Here is an 18,582-nt window from a genome sequence, read left to right on the forward strand (position 1 = left end):
GGGGCGTCGGCGCGGAAGCTGGGACGTCGGGGCCTCGGCCCCGCATTGGAAACAATGTTTACCTTTTGCTGTCACGCTTCCCTCCATTGCCAGGGCTGTTTCCAAAGGGGGGTGGAGATGGCGCGCTTCATCGATCGACCAGGCGGCGTTTCCGGCCGCGCGGCCTGGATCGCCGCTGTGTCCGCGGCGCTGGTTCTGTCCGGATGCGTCAGTTCCGCCAGCCGCGGGCCGGCCCGCAAGCCGAGCCGGCCCGCCGCGACCGCACCGGCCGAGCCGCTCTATGCGGCCGATATCCCGCCGTCCGGCGCTCCGCTGCCGGACGCTCCGCCCGTCCGGCCGATGCCGGGCACCACCATCGGCAGCGGCCCCGTCAAGGTCGCGTTGGTCCTGCCCATGACCGGGGCCGGGCAGGGCGCCGTGGCGGCGCAGAGCCTGCGCAACGCCGCCGAACTGGCGCTCAGCGAATTCCAGGGCTCGGACCTCACGCTTCTCGTCAAGGATGACGGCGGCACACCGGAGGGCGCGCAGGCGGCCGCGCAGCAGGCCTTCGCCGAGGGAGCCGAGCTCATCGTCGGGCCGCTCTTCGCCGGCTCCGTCCAGGCCGTCGGCCAGGTGGCGCGTCAACGGGGCAAACCGGTCATCGGCTTCTCGACGGATGCGAGTGTCGCCACCCAGGGCGTCTATCTCCTGAGCTTCCTCGTGCAGGAGGAGGTGGACCGCATCGTGTCCTTCGCGGCCAGTCAGGGGCGTCGCTCCATCGCGGCCCTGATCCCCGAGACCCAATACGGCCGGGTGGCCGGAGCGCGGCTGCAGCAGGCGGCCGCCCGGCAGGGAATCCGCATCGCGGCGCTCGAATCCTATCCGCCGGGCCAGCCTCAGGACGCCGTCCGGCGCTTGACCGGCGTGATCGGCGGCCCCGCGCCGCAGGCCGATGCCCTGTTCATGCCCGACAGCGGCGACGGGCTGCCCGCCGTCGCTCAGGCGCTGCAGATGGCGGGCTTCGATCCGCTGCGCGTCAAGCCGCTCGGGACCGGCCTGTGGGACGAGCCGCGGGTGACGGCTCTGCCCGTTCTGCAGGGCGGCTGGTTCGCGGCTCCCGACAAGCGCGGCTTCACGGCTTTCGCCGAGCGCTACCGCGCGCGCTTCAACGTCGATCCGATCCGGCTCGCGACCCTGTCCTACGACGCCGTGACCCTGGCGGCGGCGCTCGCCCGGATACAGGGGGCGCAGGCCTTCACCGACGGGATGCTCACGAACCCCGCAGGCTTCGCCGGGGCCGACGGGGTGTTCCGGTTCAATCCCGACGGCACCAACCAGCGCGCTCTGACCGTGCAGGAGATCCGCGGCGGTACCGCCGTTGCGATCAGCGGCGCGCCGCGGACCCTGGTGGCTGGGAACTGAGGCCATGGCAACGTCCTGGAGCATTTTTCGGCGAAGTGGATCCGGTTCGCCGTCAAAAATGCGGCGAGGCAAGGAAGAGAGGTGATTCCACGCCAGTGGAAGCAGCTCTAGCCCTTGCTCGATCGTTCTCCTCGTCATCACGGGCCTCGTGCCGGTGAACCCGGTGGATTGAAGCGCTGCGCTCCACCCCATCGGGATGGCCGGGACAGGCCCGGCCATGACGTCAGAACCTCACACGGGCGAGCGAACAGACCGCCTTACTTGCGCGTCAGCGTGGCGCTCAGCTCGGGCTTGTTGTTGAGACTCTGGAAGACCACGCAGTAGCGCTCGGTGAGCTTGAGCAGCTGGTCGACCTTCTCCTGCGGGGCGTCCGTGTCGACCTCGAAGGAGAGGCGGATGTTCCGGAAGCCCACGGGCGCGGTCTTGTCGACCCCGAGGGTGCCGCGGAAATCGAGGTCGCCTTCCGCCTTCACGGCGCCGTGGCGCAGGTCGATCTCGAGGGCGGTCGCGACCGCCTTCAGGGTCACGCCCGCGCAGGCGACGAGCGCTTCGAGCAGCATGTCGCCCGAGCACAGCTCCGCGCCGGAGCCCCCGGTGGCCGGATGGAGGCCCGCGACGGCGAGCGCGCGGCCGGTCTCGACCTTGCAGGCGATGTGCTGGTCGTCGAGCGTGCCCTGAGCCTTCAGGGTGATCACGGCGGAGTTCGGGTCGCTGCGGTATTGATCCTTCAGCGGCGCCTGGAGGGCGCGAAGCGCAGTCGCATCCATGATGATGTCCTTGAGAGAGTTACCACCACAACGCGGCGGCCTGGCGGTCGCGCTCGCGTTGCGGCTGCTGCTGGGGAGCTTTGAGGGAATGGTCCAGGGCCGTCAAGACGCGGCGCACGGAGGTCTCGAAGGGCAGGCCCGTCCTGTCGCGCGGGCGCGACAGCGTCAGCGGCAGTTCGTCGAAGATGCGGCCGGGCTTCGGCTGCATGACGACGGCCCGGTCGGCCAGCGTCACCGCCTCCTGCACGTCGTGGGTGACGAGAACGACGGTGGGGCGCGTCTCCTCCCACAGGCCGAGCAGATGCTCGTGCAGGCTGGCGCGGGTGAAGGCGTCGAGCGCCGAGAACGGCTCGTCGAGAAGCAGCACCTTCGGGTTGGTCACGAAGGCGCGCGCAATGGAGACGCGCTGCTGCTGGCCGCCCGACAGGTCGCGGGGCCAGCGGTTCGCGTGCTCGGACAGGCCGATCTTGTCGAGCGCATGGGCGACCCGCGCCTTCCTCTCGGCGGCGACGATGCCGTCGAGACCGAAGGCGATGTTGTCGGCAACGGACAGCCAAGGCAGCAGGCGCGGCTCCTGGAACACGATGCCCACGGAGGGGTGAGGGCCCGACAGCACCTCGTCGTCGAGGCGGATCCGGCCCGCGCTCGCCCGGTCGAGCCCGGCGATCAGGCGCAGCAGGGTGGTCTTGCCGCAGCCCGAGCCGCCGATCAGCGAGACGATCTCGCCTTCCTGCACGGTCAGGTTGACGTCGGAGAGCGCGCGGGTGCCGTCGGCATAGGTTTTCGAGAGGTGCTCTAGGTTCAGCATCACAACCGCTCCCGCACGGTGTCCTGCCAGCGCACGAGCGGCTTCGTGCCCGCGACCAGGAGGCTGTCGGCGATCTTGCCGAGAAGCGCGAAGGCGATGATCGCCGCGAGGATCTGATCGGGCTTGCCCATCTGCTGCCCGTCCACGAGCAGGTAGCCGAGGCCCTCCGAGGCGCCCATGAACTCGGCCGCGACCACGAACATGAAGCCGAGACCGAGGCCCGAGCGCAGGGCAATGACGGCCTCGGGCAGGACCGCCGGCAGCAGGATGCGGCGGGCGAGCTGAACGCGCGAGAGACGGAACACGTGGCCCACCTCCACGAGCTTGCGGTCGACGGACAGGATCGCGCCCGCGATCCCGAGATAGACCGGGAAGAACACGCCCACGGCGATCAGCGCCACCTTCGAGGCCTCGAAGATGCCGAGCCACAGGATGAAGAGCGGCACCCAGGCGATCGAGGGAATTGCCCGCAGGGCCTGAAGGGTCGGGTCGAGAAGGTGCCGGATGGTCTTGCTGGAGCCGGACAGCGCTCCCAGCACGATGCCGGCGGCGGCCCCGATCACGAAGCCGACGAGGACGCGCCAGAGCGTCATCCAGGTATGGGTCCACAATTCGCCGGTCTGCGCCAGCCCCCAGAGCGTCGCGACGATGCGGCTCGGCGGTGGAACGAGGCGGCCCTGCGCGAGGCCGAGACGAACGGCGGCCTCCCAGAGAAGCGCCACACCGATAGGCAATAAAAAGCCGAGAAGGAGGCGCCAGTCGAAGGCGCGTCGCTTCTCGGTCGAGGCAGGGGCCGCGAGAGCGGCGGCACCCTCATGGGAGGACCAGGCTTGGCCGGCGTGTCGTGCGGAAAAGTGGTTCGGGTTTTCCGCACTCGATGACACGCCCTTCGAGAAAGCAGGCATCGGATCGATCCCAAAAGTGGGGACCACTTTTGGGTCCGATGCCGTGGCTTGGCCTGTCACGGCGCTCTCCCGTGATGAAGTCATCAGCGCGATGCGGTGGCGAAGCGGCGGTCGATGAGGGAATCGACGGCGGTGCGCACATTGGTGCCAGGGGTGATGACGCCGGCCTGCTGCAGGGCCAGGCCCGCGGCGAGGATCGTGTCGACCTGGGGCTGACCGATATTGGAATGGGTCAGCTCCGTACGCTCGAGCTGGCGCTCGATCACCGCGTCGGACAGCTTGGTGTAGGCGACCAGGGTCTTCTTCAGCTCGTCCTTGTTGGCGAGCGCATATTTGCGGGCTTCCTCATAGGCCTTAAGCACGCGTTGCACGAGGGCCGGATTGTCCTTGGCGAAGGATTCCGAGACGTTGAGCACGCCCCAGGTGTTGGCTCCCGCATTGCGGTAGAAGAGCTGGGCGCCGCTTTCCACTTCCGCGGCCGCCATCAGCGGGTCGAGGCCGGCCCAGGCATCCACGTCGCCGCGCTCGAGAGCGGTGCGGCCGTCCGGGTGCTGGAGAAGAACGAGCTTCACGTCCTTCTCGGTGAGCTTGGCCTCCTGCAGGGCGCGCACCAGGAAGATGTGCGGATCGGTGCCGCGGGTCACGGCGACGCGCTTGCCCTTCAGGTCCTCGACCTTCGTGATGCCCGTGTCCTTGCGGGTGACCAGCGCCGTCCATTCGGGCCGGGAATAGACGTAGATCGACTTGATCGGGTTGCCGTTGATCTTGCCGATCAGGGCGGCGGCGCCGGCCGTGGAGCCGAAGTCGATCGAGCCGGCATTGAGGAATTCGAGCGCCTTGTTGGAGCCCAGCGACTGCACCCAGCGCACGCTGATGCCGTCCTTCTCCAGTTCCTTCTCGAGGAAGCCCTTGTCCTTGAGGACGAGGCTGACCGGGTTGTAGGTCGCATAGTCGATGCGGATTTCCTTCACCTGCGCGGAGGCGGCGGTTGCGAAGGAGGCGAGTCCCGTGGCCAGGGAAGCGGCGATCAGGAGGCGGCGGGTCAGGCTCATCGTGTTCGGTCCCATGTTCCGCGCATGGGAGCCTGGACCGTTATGGCCTTCACGCACCCGGCGCTTTAGCTGCACTTGTTTCGCGCCCGCAATCTGCATGCTCAAATCGGCGCGTGTCCGGTTTATAGAACCGGGTGTTTTTTATGTCAAACACTATCTCTTATAAAGAACAGGCTATCCGGATGGGCGGACCCTGTCACTCCGCCCTTGGGCGGAACCCTCATCCGGTGGTAAGTCAAACGGTTCCTCGTGCGCGGTTGTTCCATGACCCTTCCCAGTCCCAAGAGCGTCCTCAAGAACCTCGGCAACCAACCGATCGGCGATGCGGCGGAGTTGCGCGCGAGGCTCGTCCCGGAGCTGAAGGTGCTGCTCGACCGGGGCCATGAGGAAGCTCAGGAAAAGCTCCTGGAGAACCAGAACGGTCTCGTCTGCGCCCGCTATCTCTGCGACCGCATGGACGACGTGGTGCGCATCGCCCACGACGCCGTGGTGCACCATCTCTATCCGGCAGCCAATCCCTCGGCCGGCGAGCGGCTCGCGGTGGCGGCGACGGGCGGCTACGGGCGCGGGACCCTGGCGCCGGGCTCCGACGTCGACCTCCTGTTCCTGCTGCCCTACAAGCAGACGGCCTGGAGCGAGAGCGTCGTCGAGGCGATGCTCTACGTGCTGTGGGACCTCAAGCTGAAGGTCGGTCACGCGACCCGCTCGGTGGAGGAATGCCTGCGCGAGGCCCATGCGGACATGACGATCCGCACCTCGCTGCTCGAGGCCCGGTTCCTGTTCGGCGACCGGGAGCTCTTCGACAATCTGGAGAAGCGCTTCGACCAGGAGATCGTCGCCACCACGGCGGCGGCCTTCGTGGACGCCAAGCTGAAGGAGCGCGATGCCCGCGTCGCCAAGGCGGGCGCGTCGCGCTACCTGGTCGAGCCGAACGTGAAGGACGGCAAGGGCGGCCTGCGCGATCTCAATACGCTGTTCTGGATCGCCAAATACGTCTACCGGGTCAAGGAGCCCAAGGAGCTGGTGAAGGCCGGGCTCTTCACTCAAGGGGAGTTCAACCTGTTCTCGCGCTGCGAGGAGTTCCTGTGGCGCGTGCGCTGCCACATGCACTTCGCCACCGGCCGCGCCGAGGAGCGCCTGGCCTTCGACCTTCAGCGCACCATCGCGGAGCGCATCGGCTTCGCGCCGCGCGGCGGCCTGTCGGCGGTCGAGCGCTTCATGAAGGCGTACTTCCTGATCGCCAAGGATGTGGGGGACTTGACCGCCATCGTGTGCGCCGAGCTCGAGGCCCGGCAGACCAAGCGGCGCCCCATGCTCGACCGGATGTTCGGCCGCTTCCGCCGCCGCAGCGGCGGCGCGCAGGTGAGCGAGGGCTTCATCATCGACAACAACCGCCTGAACGTGGAGAACGAGGAGACCTTCGCGCGCGATCCGGTCAACCTGATCCGCCTGTTCTGGCTCGCCGACCGGCGCAATCTCGCCATCCATCCCGATGCGACCCGCCTGGCGACGCGATCGCTCCGCCTCATCGGCCATACCCTGCGCAACGATCCGGAGGCGAACAAGCTGTTCCTGGAGATCATCACGTCCAAGAACGCCCCCGAGGTGGTGCTGCGGCGCATGAACGAGACCGGGGTGCTCGGCCGCCTGGTTCCGGATTTCGGCCGCATCGTCGCGATGATGCAGTTCAACATGTACCACCACTACACGGTGGACGAGCATCTGATCCGGGCGGTCGGCGTGCTGACCGAGATCGAGGCCGGGCAGCTCGGCGGCGAGCATCCGCTGGCCAACCAGATCTTCCCCACCATCCGCAACCGCCGGGCGCTCTACGTGGCGGTGTTCCTGCACGACATCGCCAAGGGCCGGCCCGAGGACCATTCGGAGGCCGGCGCGGCGATTGCCCGCAAGCTCGGGCCGCGCTTCGGCCTGACGGACGCGGAGACCGAGACGGTGGCGTGGCTGGTCGAGCATCACCTGCTCATGTCGAACACGGCCCAGAGCCGCGATCTGTCCGATCCGGCCACCATCAAGAGCTTCGCCGAGGTGGTGCAGACCATGGAGCGTCTGAAGCTCCTGCTCGTGCTCACCATCGCGGACATCAAGGCGGTCGGGCCCGGCACCTGGACCGGCTGGAAGGGCCAGCTCCTGCGCAACCTCTACCAGGAGACGGAGGTGATCCTCGGCGGCGGCGCGGTCGATCTCGCCCGCTCCGAGCGGGTGCGCCTGGCGCAGGAGCGGCTGCGCCAGGAACTGCCGGACTGGTCCGATGCGGAGTTCGAGGCCTTCGCGTCGCGCCATACGCCGGGCTACTGGCTGAAGACGGACGAGACCCGGCGGGCCAAGCAGGCGAGGCTCCTCCGGGAGGCCGAGAAGGGCGGGCGCACGGTCACCACGACCTACGAGACGGACCAGTTCCGCGGTGTCACGGAGCTCACCATCCTGTCGCCGGACCATCCACGCCTGCTCGCCATCGTGACGGGCGCCTGCGCGGCGGCGGGCGGCAACATCGTCGATGCGCAGATCTTCACCACCACGGACGGCATGGCGCTGGACACCATCGTGCTCTCCCGCGCCTTCGACCGGGACGAGGACGAGCTGCGCCGGGCCGAACGGGTCGCCAAGGCCATCGAGCGGGCCCTGAAAGGCGAGGTGAGGATCGCCGATCTCGTGGACGGCAAGCGCCCGGCCAAGGAGCGCTCCAAGGCCTTCCACGTGCCCCCGGAGGTGAACATCGACAATTCCCTGTCGAACCGCCAGACCGTGATCGAGATCTCGGGCCTCGACCGGCCCGGCCTGCTCTACGATCTCACCACGGCCCTGGGGAAGCTCAACCTCAACATCGCCTCGGCCCACATTGTGACCTTCGGCGAAAAGGCCGTGGACGTGTTCTACGTGACCGATCTGACGGGCACGAAGATCACCCATGCGGGCCGCCAGGCCACCATCACCCGCACCCTGCTTGAGGTGTTCAAGACCGAGGAAACCGAGCCGCTCCAGCGGCGAAGCGCTTGATTTGTTGGGCCAGGGACCTGATATGTGCCCCGAACCTTTCGTTTCCCACCTTTAGTTGATCGACCATGAATCCGAACGACACGGAAAACCAGAACGCGGCCCCGCAGGCCGAGCCCGCCAACGACGTGGCCTCCGCGGCCGATCCGATTGCCGTTCTCGAGGCCGAGAAGGCGGACCTGAAGGACAAGCTCCTGCGCCTGATGGCCGACATGGAGAACCTGCGCCGCCGCACCGAGCGTGAGATGGCGGATGCCCGCACCTATGCGGTGGCGAACTTCGCCCGCGATATGCTGAATGTGGCCGACAACGTGCGCCGCGCCATCGAGAGCGTGCCGGACGAGGCCCGCAGCACCGCCGAGGGGGCCTTCAAGGGCCTGATCGAGGGCATCGACCTCACCGAGCGCGACCTGCTCAAGACCCTCGAGCGGCATGGCGTGAAGAAGCTCGACCCGCAGGGCCAGAAGTTCGACCCGAACGTGCATCAGGCCATGTTCGAGATCCCCAACGCGGAGGTGCCGAACGGCACCGTGCTGCAGGTGGTTCAGTCCGGCTACGTTATCGGCGAGCGCGTCCTGCGCCCGGCCCTGGTCGGCGTCTCCAGGGGCGGCCCGAAGGCGAACGGCAACGGCGCCGAGGCCGCGGACAACTCCTCCACGGCTTCCTGAAGAAGCCCCGACGGGACAGCCTGAGGGCTTCCATCCCGAGCATCGCGCCGGTCCGTGAGACCGCCCTGTCACGGCCGGGCTTGTCCCGGCCATCCCGATCGGAAAATCCTGGCGCTCGTCCCATCGGGGTCACCGGCACAAGGCCCGTGATGCCGAAACGGGATGAGTGGAAAACGCGTGGCATTCCCTGTGTGAGCCGGGCTCGCAGGATCCGGGATGTTGGCAGGTGTTCCCGGTGCACGTCCTCCAGAGCATTCCCTTCGAGACCATCGGGGTCGCCGTCTTCGCTCTCGGGCGCCCTCATGGCGGCCCGCAAGGGCATGGACCCGTTCGGCTTTGCCCTGCTCGCCACCCTCACGGGCACCGGCAAGGCGCTTGCCGCGGGCGTCCCGGCCCTCTCGGGGTTGCGCTCGGCACCACCGCGGCCACCTTCGGGGGCATCATCCGCGACATCTTCGCCGGAACCACCCCTCTGGTGCTGCGTCAGGAGATCTCTGTCACGAGGAGATTTATGTCACGGCCGCGGCGCTCGGCGCCTCCGTCATGGTCGCCCTGCAGGCGGCGGGCACGGAGCCGTTCCTGAGCGGCGCGGCGGGCTTTGCCGCGGCCTTCACCCTGCGGGCCCTCGCCCTGCTGCCCGGCTGGTCCCTGCCGGTCTTCCCGCGGCGCGTTTAGGGAGTCATGTCGATGCCGTCGATCATCGTGCGGAAGCGGGGCAGGTTCTGGTCGCGCTGCTCGACCCGGGTGAGGCCGACCATGCGCACGTAGCGGTCGGTCTCGAAGCGGATGGTCTGCATCACGATGACCGGCTGGCCCGACGCCGCCTCCACGGCCTTGGCGACGATCTCGTGCCAGTCCTGACCCCTGAACCGGAAGGACTCGGACCGTTCGACCTTGATGTCCTTCAGGATCTGGTTGGAGTTCAGGGCCGCGTGGGCGAACTGGCTGCGCCGCTCGGCCGGCGGCACGGGAACGTTGAGGGTGGCCGCCAGGATGATCATCGGCTGCTCCACCGCCTTGATCGCGTCCTGAGGGCCGTCGGTCAGCAGGACCGAGTTGCCCGACATCACCCGCACCGGACGGAAGCCGGCCTTGTCGCCGAGCCGGAAGGGCAGGGCGGAGACCTGTTCGTCGATGGACACGGGGCCGCGCAGGGCGATGCTCTTCAGGGCGTTCTGCATCTGCGCGTCGCTGTAGCCGTCCTGGCCGCCGCGCACCTGCGCGATCACGAGGGCGGTGAGGTCCTCGTCCTTGACCGCCATCACCCATTTGCGGCCCTGCACGGGCCCGCCCATGGTGCCGCCGACCAGCACGCCCGTCCTGGAGCCGAGCTTCAGGGTCTCGCGCGACGTCTCGCTCATGCCCTGGCGCTTCAGGGCGTCCCTGGTGAGGCCGCCGACCAGCTGCCCGTAGGCCGCGGCGGGCATTTCCACGAAGGTGATGGCCGCGGCCTTCTCCTCGCTCTCGAACCCGCTGAAGCGCTTCGAGACGATCATGTCCTCGGGTGGGACGATGCCGATGCGGGACGCTGGCGGAAAAACGGGATCGGCCGCGAAGGCGGCCTGGACCGACAGGAGGATGCCGAGAGCGGCGGCTGCGAAGGCTTTCATGGATGCCCCTCCAGGAAATGTGCGAGGTTCGTACGCAGAAGGCTAGCGCATCGTGCGGACCCAGAGGGCCGCGTCAGCGAAAAGTGGATCCGGTTTTCGCACTCAACGATGCGCCAGCCAAGAGTGGAGCATCGGAATCGATCCCAAAAGTGGGTCCACTTTTGGGTCCGATGCTCTAGAGCGGCTTCTCGACCTTGCGCAAGGTGAGATTGAGACGCCCGCCCTGCGGCAGCAGGTCCGCGCTTCCCGGCACCAGCCGGTCGATGCCATGATAGATCAGCCGCGCGGGACCGCCGAACACGATCGCGTCACCGGAGCGGAGCTTGACGGAGCGGGTCGGGTCCCTGCGCTCGAGGCCGCCATAGCGGAACAGGGCCGTGTCGCCGAGGGACAGGGACACGACGGGAGCGTCGAACTCCTCCTCGTCCCGGTCCTGGTGCAGGCCCATGCGGGCGGCCGGCTCGTAGAAATTGATCAGGCAGGCGTCGGGCGGGTGCGGATAGCCGCTCAGCTCTTCCCAGGCGCGCAGCACCTGCTCGGGCATGGCCGGCCAGGGCCGGCCGGTCTCGGGATGGGTCGGCTGGTAGCGGTAGCCGTTCACGTCCGAGACCCATCCGAGCCGGCCGGCATTGGTCATGCGCACCGAGAAGGGTTTTCCCGTGCGTGGCATGCGCGGACTGTAGAGCGGCGCCTGGCGGGTGATCCCGCGCAGGGATTCCAGCAGCCGCTCCTGGGCCGCACGGTCGAGATAGTCGGGGTAATAAGTCAGGCCGGGCGCGAGGGGAAGGGAGGACATCGTCTATCCTGATCCATGCCATCTGTGGTCATCATCGGCCTTGTGCCGGTGATCCCGACGCGGTGGAGCACAGCGCCGCAAGCGATCGGGATGGCCGGGACGGGCCCGGCCATGACGTGACAGGGGGCAGCACGATCGAAGCGTCCCTTACCCCTCCAGCACCTGCTTGCCGGCGACGGTGGTGTCCTCGTTGAGGGTGTAGACCAGCGGGATGCCCGTCGCGAGCTCGAGGCTCGGGATCGTCTTGGAGGTCAGGCCGTCGAGCACCATCACGAGGGCGCGCAGGGAATTGCCGTGGGCGGCGACCAGGACGCGTTCCCCACGCATGACCCGGGGCAGGATCTCGCGGATGTAATAGGGCAGCACGCGGGCCACCGTGTCCTTCAGACTCTCGCCGCCGGGCGGCGGCACGTCGTAGGAGCGGCGCCAGACATGGACCTGCTCCTCGCCCCAACGGGCGCGGGCGTCGTCCTTGTTGAGGCCCGAGAGGTCGCCGTAATCGCGCTCGTTCAGTGCCTGGTTCGCGATGGTCTTCAGGTCAGGCTGGCCGATCTCCTCGAGGATCAGCTTGCAGGTCGCCTGGGCGCGGGAGAGGTCGGACGTGAAGGCCACGTCGAACTGGACGCCCATCTCCTTGAGCCGGCGGCCGGCGTTGCGCGCCTCCTCGATGCCGAGGGCGGTCAGCCCCGGATCCTTCCAGCCGGTGAACAGGTTCTTGAGGTTCCATTCGCTCTGGCCGTGGCGTGCAAGGACGAGAAGGCGGTTCATGTCGCGGCGTCTCCGAAAAAGAAGGGTGGGGCGTGATTTAGAGCCGATCGAGGCCAAGGACATTGGCCATGGTGTAATAGCCGGGCTTCTTGTCGAAGCCCCAAAGCGCGGCCCTGACGGCCCCGCGGGCGAAGATGCTCCGGTCCTCGGCCCGGTGCGCCAGCTCCAGGCGCTCGCCCTGGCCGGCGAAGATCACCGAATGCTCGCCGACCACAGAACCCCCGCGAAGCGTCGCAAAACCGATATCGCCGGGCGTGCGGGCGCCGGTATGCCCGTCGCGGCTGCGCACGGAACGCTCCTTCAGGGAAATCTGTCGCCCCTCGGCGGCGGCTTCGCCCAGGAGCAGCGCGGTGCCCGAGGGCGCATCCACCTTCATGCGGTGGTGCATTTCCAGAATCTCGATGTCGAAATCCTCGCCCAGCGTCGCGGCCACTTTGCGCACGAGGCCGGCGAGCAGGTTCACGCCGAGCGACATGTTGCCGGACTGGACGATGCGCGCATGGCGCGCGGCCGCTTCCAGCCTGACGAAATCGGCCTCCTGCAGGCCGGTGGTGCCGATCACGTGGACGATGCGCGCCTGTGCGGCGAGGGCCGCGAAGGCCGTCGTGGCGGCGGGCGCGGTGAAGTCGAGGACGCCGTCGGCCTGGGCGAAGACGGCGAGCGGATCGTCGGTCACGTCCACGTCGAGCAGCCCGATGCCGGCGAGCAGACCGGCGTCGTGCCCGAGCGCCGGGGAGCCCTCCCGCTCGATGGCGCCGACGAGGGTGCAGCCCTCGGTCTCGGCCACGGTCTTGATGAGCATGCGCCCCATGCGTCCGGCTGCGCCCACCACGACGAGTCGCATCTCGCTCATGCCGCTCTCCTGCTGTTACGGGCTCCGGGTATAGCCGCTTCGGGTGGGGCTGAGAAGCGTCGAGGTTGTTCTCCCGACCTCACCCCGCGACCCGCAAGTCCGGGGCGACGAATGCAGCCCCGTCACGTCATCACTGGCCTCGTGCCGGTGATCCCGGTCCGGAAAGCTCGGCGCTTCGGACGAGCGGGATGGCCGGGACAGGCCCGGCCATGACGGGCACTAACCCGGCTGCGGGCCCTCATAGGCCTCGATGATGATGATGTCGGCCACCGCATGGCCGTCGCGCTCGGCCTTTGCCGCCTGATATTCGGGCGAGTCCCAGCATTCCAGGGCCGCCTCGTAGGTCGGGAACTCGATCACCACGTTGCGGGCGCGGGCCTCGCCCTCGGCGACCCGATAGGCGCCGCCGCGCACCAGGAAGCGGGCGCCGTATTTGGCGAACGGGACCGCATTGGCCTTCACGTAGTTCTGGTAGGCGTCGGGATTCGAGACATCGACGCGGCCGATCCAATAGCCCTTCATCGCTTCAGGCTCCTTCCACGAGAACGAATTCCGCCACGCAGGCGCCCTCGCGCTTGGCCTTGGCCGCCTGGTATTCCGGCGAGTGGTAATAGGTCCGGGCCTGCTCCACCGAGTCGAACTCGATCACCACGTTGCGGGCGCGCGCCTCGCCCTCGAGCGCCTCGTAGGCGCCGCCGCGCACCAGCGCCCGCCCGCCATACTGGCGGATCGCCTCCGTGGCGCCCTTGGCGTATTCCGCGTAGGCTTCAGGGTTCGTGACGGTCACGCGGGCAATGACATAGCCTTTGGGCATGGGCGCTCCTCTTGATTGTCGGGACGCGCAGCGAACGCCAGAGGCGTCCGAGCGTCAAGCCTTCACGCCGGCGATTTCCCGGACAATCGCTTCCGCAGCGGCACGCGGATTGGCCGCTTTGACGATGGGACGGGCCACCACTAGGTGGTCGGCGCCGAGCCGGATCCCCTCGGCGGGCGTCACGACGCGCTTCTGATCGCCCGCGTCCGCGCCCGCGGGCCGGATGCCCGGCGTGACGATGAGCCGGTCGGGCCCGACGACCGTGCGCACGCGCTCGGCTTCCGTCGCCGCGCAGACGATGCCGTCGATGCCGAGATCGCGCGCCTGTCCGGCCCGGCGGGCGACGAGGTCGGCGGCCGGCCCGGGAGCATAGCCCGCCTCGGCGAGATCGTTGTCGTCGTAGGACGTGAGCACGGTCACGGCGAGGATCTTGAGGGAGGAGCCGGCCCTCCCGGCCACCGCCGCCCGCATGGTCTGGGGATAGGCGTGGACGGTCAGGAACGTGACGCCGAGGCGCGCCACCGAGCGGACGCCTTCCTCCACGGTGTTGCCGATGTCGTGGAGCTTGAGGTCGAGGAAGACCTTCTTGCCCTGGCCGATCAGCTCGCGGGCGAATTCGAAGCCGCCCGCATAGGCGAGCTGGTAGCCGATCTTGTAGAAGGTGCCGGCCTCGCCGATGCGCTCGACGACGGCGCGGGCCTCTTCCACGGACGGGAGGTCGAGGCCGATGATGAGCTTGTCGCGAATGTCTCCTGCGGGGACGGGATTCGTCGGAAGAGACATCGCGGCGCTCATGGATGGTTGACCTTGTTGTAGACCCAGACTCGGGCCGGGGGCAGGTTGCGCCAGATCCGGTTGGAGGCTTTGGACCGGTAATGCGGCGACCGCGCCGGGATCGGCGGCACCACCGCGTAGGTGAACTGGATGAAGGGCGCGCTCGGATGCATCAGGCCCTGGGCGGTCTCCAGGAGCTCCAGGCGCTGGTCCATGGGCTTGGTGAAGAGCGGCAGGCTCGACACGGTGGCGGCCGCCGGCTCCTTCAGGATGTCGCCGAGGGTTTCCTTGAGGTCGTAGGCGTCGCCCTGGATGATCGTCGCCTTCGGGAAGCGGCGCTTCAGGAGCTGGCAGAACTCGGGATTGTACTCGATGAGGACGAGCCGCTCCTGAGCCACCCCGCGCCGGATCAGGGCATCGGTCACCGGGCCGGTGCCCGGGCCGAGCTCGATGACGGGGCCGGGGATGCGAGGATCGACGAAGGACGCCATGGTCCGCGCCAGGATCTTGCCGGAGGGCGTGACCGCTCCCACGACGAGCGGCCGCTCGAGCCAGGATCTCAGGAAGCGGGCTTCGTCAGCGAAGCGATCCTTCTTGAGGGGAATTTTCCGGGCGGTGGGCCGTTGGAACGACTGGTGCACTGAGAAGACCCCTTGCGCGGCGCATCACGCTGGCTGTTTAGAACCCCGAAGCCTCGGACCCGGACGTGGAGGCCACGTCCGGGATTTGTCCGATGCTTCTCATTTAACGTGCGCATCGTCTAGAGCGGAAAAACCGGATCCGCCTTTTCCGCACGATGCGTTGAGGAAAACGACCGTCCAGTTAAGTTGATCCGCCCAAGCCATCGATAAACTCCCGGAAGCGCGAGAAAAATCCCGAACTTTCAGGATGGTTTTCCTTGGAGCACTCCTGATCGAACTCCATCAGGAGCTCGCGCTGACGCTTGGTGAGCTTCTGCGGGGTTTCCACAACGACCTGGATGTAGAGGTCGCCCACGTCCCGCGAGCGCAGCACCGGCATGCCCTTGCCCTTCAGGCGGAACTGCTTGCCGGTCTGGGTTCCCTCGGGCACCTTCACGAGGGCGTCGGCGCCGCTCAGGGTCGGCACGCTGAACTCTCCGCCCAGCGCCGCCGTCACCATGGAGATCGGCACCCGGCAGAACAGGTCCGCCCCGTCGCGCTGGTAGAACGGATGGGGCTTCAGGGACAGGAAGATGTAGAGATCGCCCGCAGGCCCGCCGCGCAGGCCGGCCTCGCCTTCGCCGGCGAGCCGGATGCGCGTGCCGTCCTCGACGCCCGCCGGGATGTTGACCGAGAGCGTGCGCTCCCGGGTGACGCGGCCCGCGCCGCCGCACTGGGCGCAGGGATCGTCGATCACCTCGCCGCGTCCGTGGCAGTTGGGGCAGGTGCGCTCGATGGAGAAGAACCCCTGCGTCGCCCGTACCCGGCCGGCGCCCCCGCAGGTCGGGCAGGCCTTGGGCTTGGAGCCCGGCTTCGCGCCGGAGCCCGAGCAGGACTCGCAGGTGATCGAGGTCGGGATCTTCAATTCGGCGGTCTTGCCGTTGAAGGCCTCGTCCAGGGAGATCTCGAGGTTGTAGCGCATGTCGGCGCCGCGCTCGCGCCCGCCGGTGCCGCGCCCGCGCCCGCCGCGCCCGGCCTCGCCGAAGAAATTCTCGAAGATGTCCGACATGAAGTCGGAGAAGTCACCGCCGAAGCCCGGGCCGCCGCCGGGCCCGCCGCCATTGGCGAAGGCCGCATGGCCGAAGCGGTCGTAGGCCGCGCGCTTCTGGCCGTCGGACAGGGTCTGATAGGCCTCGTTCAGCTCCTTGAACTTGACCTCGGCCTCGTGATCGCCCGGATTGCGGTCCGGGTGATACTGCATCGCGAGCTTGCGGAAGGCGGATTTCATCTCCGCTTCCGTGGCGGTCCGCGAGACGCCGAGAACCTCGTAATAATCGCGCTTGGACATGTCAGGCGCCCCTCGGAGCGGTGGGCCGCTCCGTCATTCTGCCGGATCGTTTCGCCTGCGCTGCACGGGAAAAGGCTCCGGAAGCCTTTGCCAGCGCATCGTACGGAAAAGTGGGTCCGGTTTTTCGTGAGGAACGATGCGCCGGCCAGGAGCTGGAGCATCGGGTCGATCCCAAAAGTGGTGTCCACTTTTGGGTCCGATGCTCTAGCGCATCGTGCGAAGAAGCGGTCGTTCGATCGGTCATGGATGTTTTGAAGCTCGTTTCATGAAAACGGCACCCGGTCATGAAACCGGGTGCCGGATTCGTCAGAGAAGGGCCATCGTCTTAGGCGCGCTTCTTCTTGTCGCCTTCGTCGACTTCCTGGAAGTCGGCGTCGATGACGTCGTCCTTGCTCGCGGCTTCGCCCTCGGGCTGCTCGCCGCCTTCGCCAGCACCCGCCTGGGCGGCGTACATGGCCTCGCCGAGCTTCATGGAGGCCTGCATCAGGTCCGTGGTCCGGGCCTTGATCACCTCGGCGTCGTCGCCGGCCAGAGCCTGGCGCAGCGCGTCGATGGCGGTCGTGATGCCCTGCCGGTCGGACTCGCCGACCTTGTCACCGTATTCCGTCATGGACTTCTCGGTGGCATGGATCAGGCTCTCGCCCTGGTTCTTGGCCTCGACGACCTCGCGGCGCTTCTTGTCTTCCTCGGCGTGAGCCTCGGCGTCCTTCACCATCTTCTCGATGTCAGTGTCGGACAGGCCGCCGGAGGCCTGGATGCGGATCTGGTGCTCCTTGCCGGTCGCCTTGTCCTTCGCCGTGACGTTCACGATGCCGTTCGCGTCGATGTCGAAGGTCACCTCGATCTGCGGCACGCCGCGGGGGGCCGGCGGAATGCCCACGAGGTCGAACTGGCCGAGCAGCTTGTTGTCCGCGGCCATCTCGCGTTCGCCCTGGAAGACCCGAATGGTCACCGCGTTCTGGTTGTCTTCCGCGGTCGAGAACACCTGGCTCTTCTTGGTCGGGATCGTCGTGTTGCGGTCGATCAGGCGGGTGAACACGCCGCCGAGCGTCTCGATGCCGAGCGACAGCGGGGTCACGTCGAGGAGCAGCACGTCCTTCACGTCGCCCTGGAGCACGCCGGCCTGGATCGCCGCCCCGATGGCCACGACCTCGTCCGGGTTCACGCCCTTGTGGGGCTCCTTGCCGAAGAAGGTCTTCACGACCTCCTGGATCTTCGGCATGCGGGTCATGCCGCCCACGAGGACCACCTCGTCGATGTCGCCCGCCGAGATGCCGGCATCCTTGAGGGCCTTGCGGCAGGGCTCGATGGTCTTCTGCACGAGATCGTCCACGAGCTGCTCGAACTTGGCGCGCGAGAGCTTGAGGGCCAGGTGCTTCGGACCGGAGGCGTCAGCCGTGATGTAGGGCAGGTTGATCTCGGTCTGCGACGCGGAGGAGAGCTCGATCTTGGCCTTCTCGGCGGCTTCCTTCAGGCGCTGCAGGGCGAGCTTGTCCTTGGTCAGGTCGATGCCCTGCTCCTTCTTGAACTCGGCCGCCAGGTACTCGACCAGGCGCATGTCGAAGTCCTCGCCGCCCAGGAAGGTGTCGCCGTTCGTGGACTTCACCTCGAACACGCCGTCGCCGATCTCGAGGACCGACACGTCGAAGGTGCCGCCGCCGAGGTCGTAGACCGCGATCATGCCGGTCTGCTTCTTGTCCAGACCGTAGGCCAGGGCGGCCGCGGTCGGCTCGTTGATGATGCGAAGGACCTCGAGGCCGGCGATCTTGCCGGCGTCCTTGGTGGCCTGACGCTGGGCGTCGTTGAAGTAGGCCGGAACCGTGATCACCGCCTGGGTGACCGGCTGCCCGAGATAGGACTCGGCGGTCTCCTTCATCTTCTGCAGGGTGAAGGCGGAGATCTGCGAGGGCGAATACTGCTTGCCGTCGGCCTCGACCCAGGCGTCGCCGTTGGGACCCTTGATGATGTGATACGGGACGAGGCCCATGTCCTTCTTGGTCATGGGATCGTCGAAGGTGCGCCCGATCAGGCGCTTGATGGCGAAGAAGGTGCGCGACGGGTTCGTGACCGCCTGGCGCTTGGCCGGCTGGCCGACGAGGCGCTCGCCTTCGTCCGTGAAGGCCACGATGGACGGGGTCGTCCGGGCGCCTTCCGCGTTTTCGATGACTTTGGGCGTCGTGCCTTCCATGACAGCGACGCAGGAATTGGTGGTGCCGAGGTCGATACCGATGACCTTACCCATGGCGGGATCCCTCACTTTCAAGCAGACCGCCGAGCCCTGAAAGCAGCTCGGCCCATGGCTTACATGTTGATGACTGACTTGCCGGGGGCGGCCCAACCCGAGCCGTTCCCCATGCTGGCGCTGATATAAGAAGGGGTTTTCGAC

The 18,582-nt window shown here is 67.7% G+C and carries 19 protein-coding genes; 5 read left to right on the forward strand and 14 right to left on the reverse strand.

The features are described from left to right. Window positions 1-117 precede the first annotated feature (117 nt). On the forward strand, window positions 118-1,401 hold the full coding sequence (locus tag NF876_RS13865) for a penicillin-binding protein activator (RefSeq protein WP_262269379.1): 1,284 nt from the start codon (window positions 118-120) through the stop codon (window positions 1,399-1,401). Between the two features lie 257 nt (window positions 1,402-1,658). Here NF876_RS13865 and NF876_RS13870 read toward each other — a convergent pair whose 3' ends face one another. The 4 genes from NF876_RS13870 to NF876_RS13885 all read right to left on the reverse strand — a co-directional run bounded on the left by NF876_RS13870 (window position 1,659) and on the right by NF876_RS13885 (window position 4,933). Further along, a complete protein-coding gene (locus NF876_RS13870) occupies window positions 1,659-2,168 on the reverse strand; it encodes an OsmC family protein (protein WP_262269380.1) in 510 nt (169 codons plus the stop codon). A gap of 19 nt (window positions 2,169-2,187) precedes the next feature. Continuing rightward, window positions 2,188-2,976 carry an ABC transporter ATP-binding protein gene (locus tag NF876_RS13875; RefSeq protein ID WP_262269381.1) on the reverse strand — a complete coding sequence of 263 codons (789 nt, stop codon included), beginning with the start codon at window positions 2,974-2,976 and terminating at the stop codon, window positions 2,188-2,190. After that, window positions 2,976-3,881 carry an ABC transporter permease gene (locus NF876_RS13880; protein ID WP_262269382.1) on the reverse strand — a complete coding sequence of 302 codons (906 nt, stop codon included), beginning with the start codon at window positions 3,879-3,881 and terminating at the stop codon, window positions 2,976-2,978. The genes NF876_RS13875 and NF876_RS13880 overlap by 1 nt, the downstream gene beginning before the upstream one ends. An 83-nt stretch (window positions 3,882-3,964) precedes the next feature. Then, window positions 3,965-4,933 (reverse strand): aliphatic sulfonate ABC transporter substrate-binding protein, encoded by a 969-nt coding sequence (locus NF876_RS13885; protein ID WP_262269411.1) that lies wholly within the window; start codon window positions 4,931-4,933, stop codon window positions 3,965-3,967. A 264-nt stretch (window positions 4,934-5,197) separates the two neighbouring features. Here NF876_RS13885 and NF876_RS13890 point away from each other — a divergent pair, with 264 nt between their 5' ends. The 4 genes from NF876_RS13890 (at window position 5,198) to NF876_RS13900 (ending at window position 9,288) form a co-directional block, all read left to right on the forward strand. Beyond that, window positions 5,198-7,948 carry a [protein-PII] uridylyltransferase gene (locus NF876_RS13890; protein WP_262269383.1) on the forward strand — a complete coding sequence of 917 codons (2,751 nt, stop codon included), beginning with the start codon at window positions 5,198-5,200 and terminating at the stop codon, window positions 7,946-7,948. A 65-nt stretch (window positions 7,949-8,013) separates the two neighbouring features. Continuing rightward, window positions 8,014-8,613: a nucleotide exchange factor GrpE gene (gene grpE, locus NF876_RS13895; RefSeq protein WP_262269384.1), complete on the forward strand. Its 600-nt coding sequence runs from the start codon at window positions 8,014-8,016 to the stop codon at window positions 8,611-8,613. A gap of 235 nt (window positions 8,614-8,848) precedes the next feature. Then, window positions 8,849-9,196: a TRIC cation channel family protein gene (locus NF876_RS43435; protein ID WP_373696659.1), complete on the forward strand. Its 348-nt coding sequence runs from the start codon at window positions 8,849-8,851 to the stop codon at window positions 9,194-9,196. Beyond that, entirely contained in the window at window positions 9,157-9,288 is a 132-nt protein-coding gene (locus NF876_RS13900) for a hypothetical protein (RefSeq protein WP_262269385.1), read from the forward strand. The genes NF876_RS43435 and NF876_RS13900 overlap by 40 nt, the downstream gene beginning before the upstream one ends. Here NF876_RS13900 and NF876_RS13905 read toward each other — a convergent pair. From NF876_RS13905 to dnaK, 10 genes are all read right to left on the reverse strand, one after another. Next, complete coding sequence (locus tag NF876_RS13905) at window positions 9,285-10,223, reverse strand: hypothetical protein (protein WP_262269386.1); 939 nt, start codon at window positions 10,221-10,223, stop codon at window positions 9,285-9,287. The genes NF876_RS13900 and NF876_RS13905 overlap by 4 nt on opposite strands. A gap of 175 nt (window positions 10,224-10,398) precedes the next feature. Then, window positions 10,399-11,019, reverse strand: a complete 621-nt coding sequence (locus NF876_RS13910) for an alpha-ketoglutarate-dependent dioxygenase AlkB family protein (protein ID WP_262269387.1) — start codon at window positions 11,017-11,019, stop codon at window positions 10,399-10,401. Between the two features lie 147 nt (window positions 11,020-11,166). Next, entirely contained in the window at window positions 11,167-11,787 is a 621-nt protein-coding gene (locus tag NF876_RS13915) for a 2,3-bisphosphoglycerate-dependent phosphoglycerate mutase (RefSeq protein WP_262269388.1), read from the reverse strand. 37 nt (window positions 11,788-11,824) lie between these two features. Continuing rightward, window positions 11,825-12,631: a 4-hydroxy-tetrahydrodipicolinate reductase gene (dapB, locus tag NF876_RS13920; RefSeq protein ID WP_262269412.1), complete on the reverse strand. Its 807-nt coding sequence runs from the start codon at window positions 12,629-12,631 to the stop codon at window positions 11,825-11,827. 228 nt (window positions 12,632-12,859) lie between these two features. Then, window positions 12,860-13,162 carry a DUF1330 domain-containing protein gene (locus NF876_RS13925; RefSeq protein ID WP_173947707.1) on the reverse strand — a complete coding sequence of 101 codons (303 nt, stop codon included), beginning with the start codon at window positions 13,160-13,162 and terminating at the stop codon, window positions 12,860-12,862. A 4-nt stretch (window positions 13,163-13,166) separates the two neighbouring features. Then, on the reverse strand, window positions 13,167-13,454 hold the full coding sequence (locus tag NF876_RS13930; RefSeq protein ID WP_262269389.1) for a DUF1330 domain-containing protein: 288 nt from the start codon (window positions 13,452-13,454) through the stop codon (window positions 13,167-13,169). Window positions 13,455-13,508: 54 nt separating this feature from the next. After that, on the reverse strand, window positions 13,509-14,237 hold the full coding sequence (pyrF, locus tag NF876_RS13935; RefSeq protein WP_262269390.1) for an orotidine-5'-phosphate decarboxylase: 729 nt from the start codon (window positions 14,235-14,237) through the stop codon (window positions 13,509-13,511). Window positions 14,238-14,245: 8 nt separating this feature from the next. After that, the gene (locus tag NF876_RS13940; protein ID WP_373371358.1) at window positions 14,246-14,869 is read right to left on the reverse strand and encodes a class I SAM-dependent methyltransferase; all 624 of its coding nucleotides are present in this window, start codon (window positions 14,867-14,869) and stop codon (window positions 14,246-14,248) included. A gap of 181 nt (window positions 14,870-15,050) precedes the next feature. Beyond that, window positions 15,051-16,196: a molecular chaperone DnaJ gene (gene dnaJ / locus NF876_RS13945; RefSeq protein ID WP_262269391.1), complete on the reverse strand. Its 1,146-nt coding sequence runs from the start codon at window positions 16,194-16,196 to the stop codon at window positions 15,051-15,053. 325 nt (window positions 16,197-16,521) lie between these two features. Then, a complete protein-coding gene (gene dnaK / locus NF876_RS13950) occupies window positions 16,522-18,438 on the reverse strand; it encodes a molecular chaperone DnaK (RefSeq protein WP_262269392.1) in 1,917 nt (638 codons plus the stop codon). Window positions 18,439-18,582: the final 144 nt, after the last annotated feature.

The organism is Microvirga yunnanensis, from assembly GCF_025460875.1.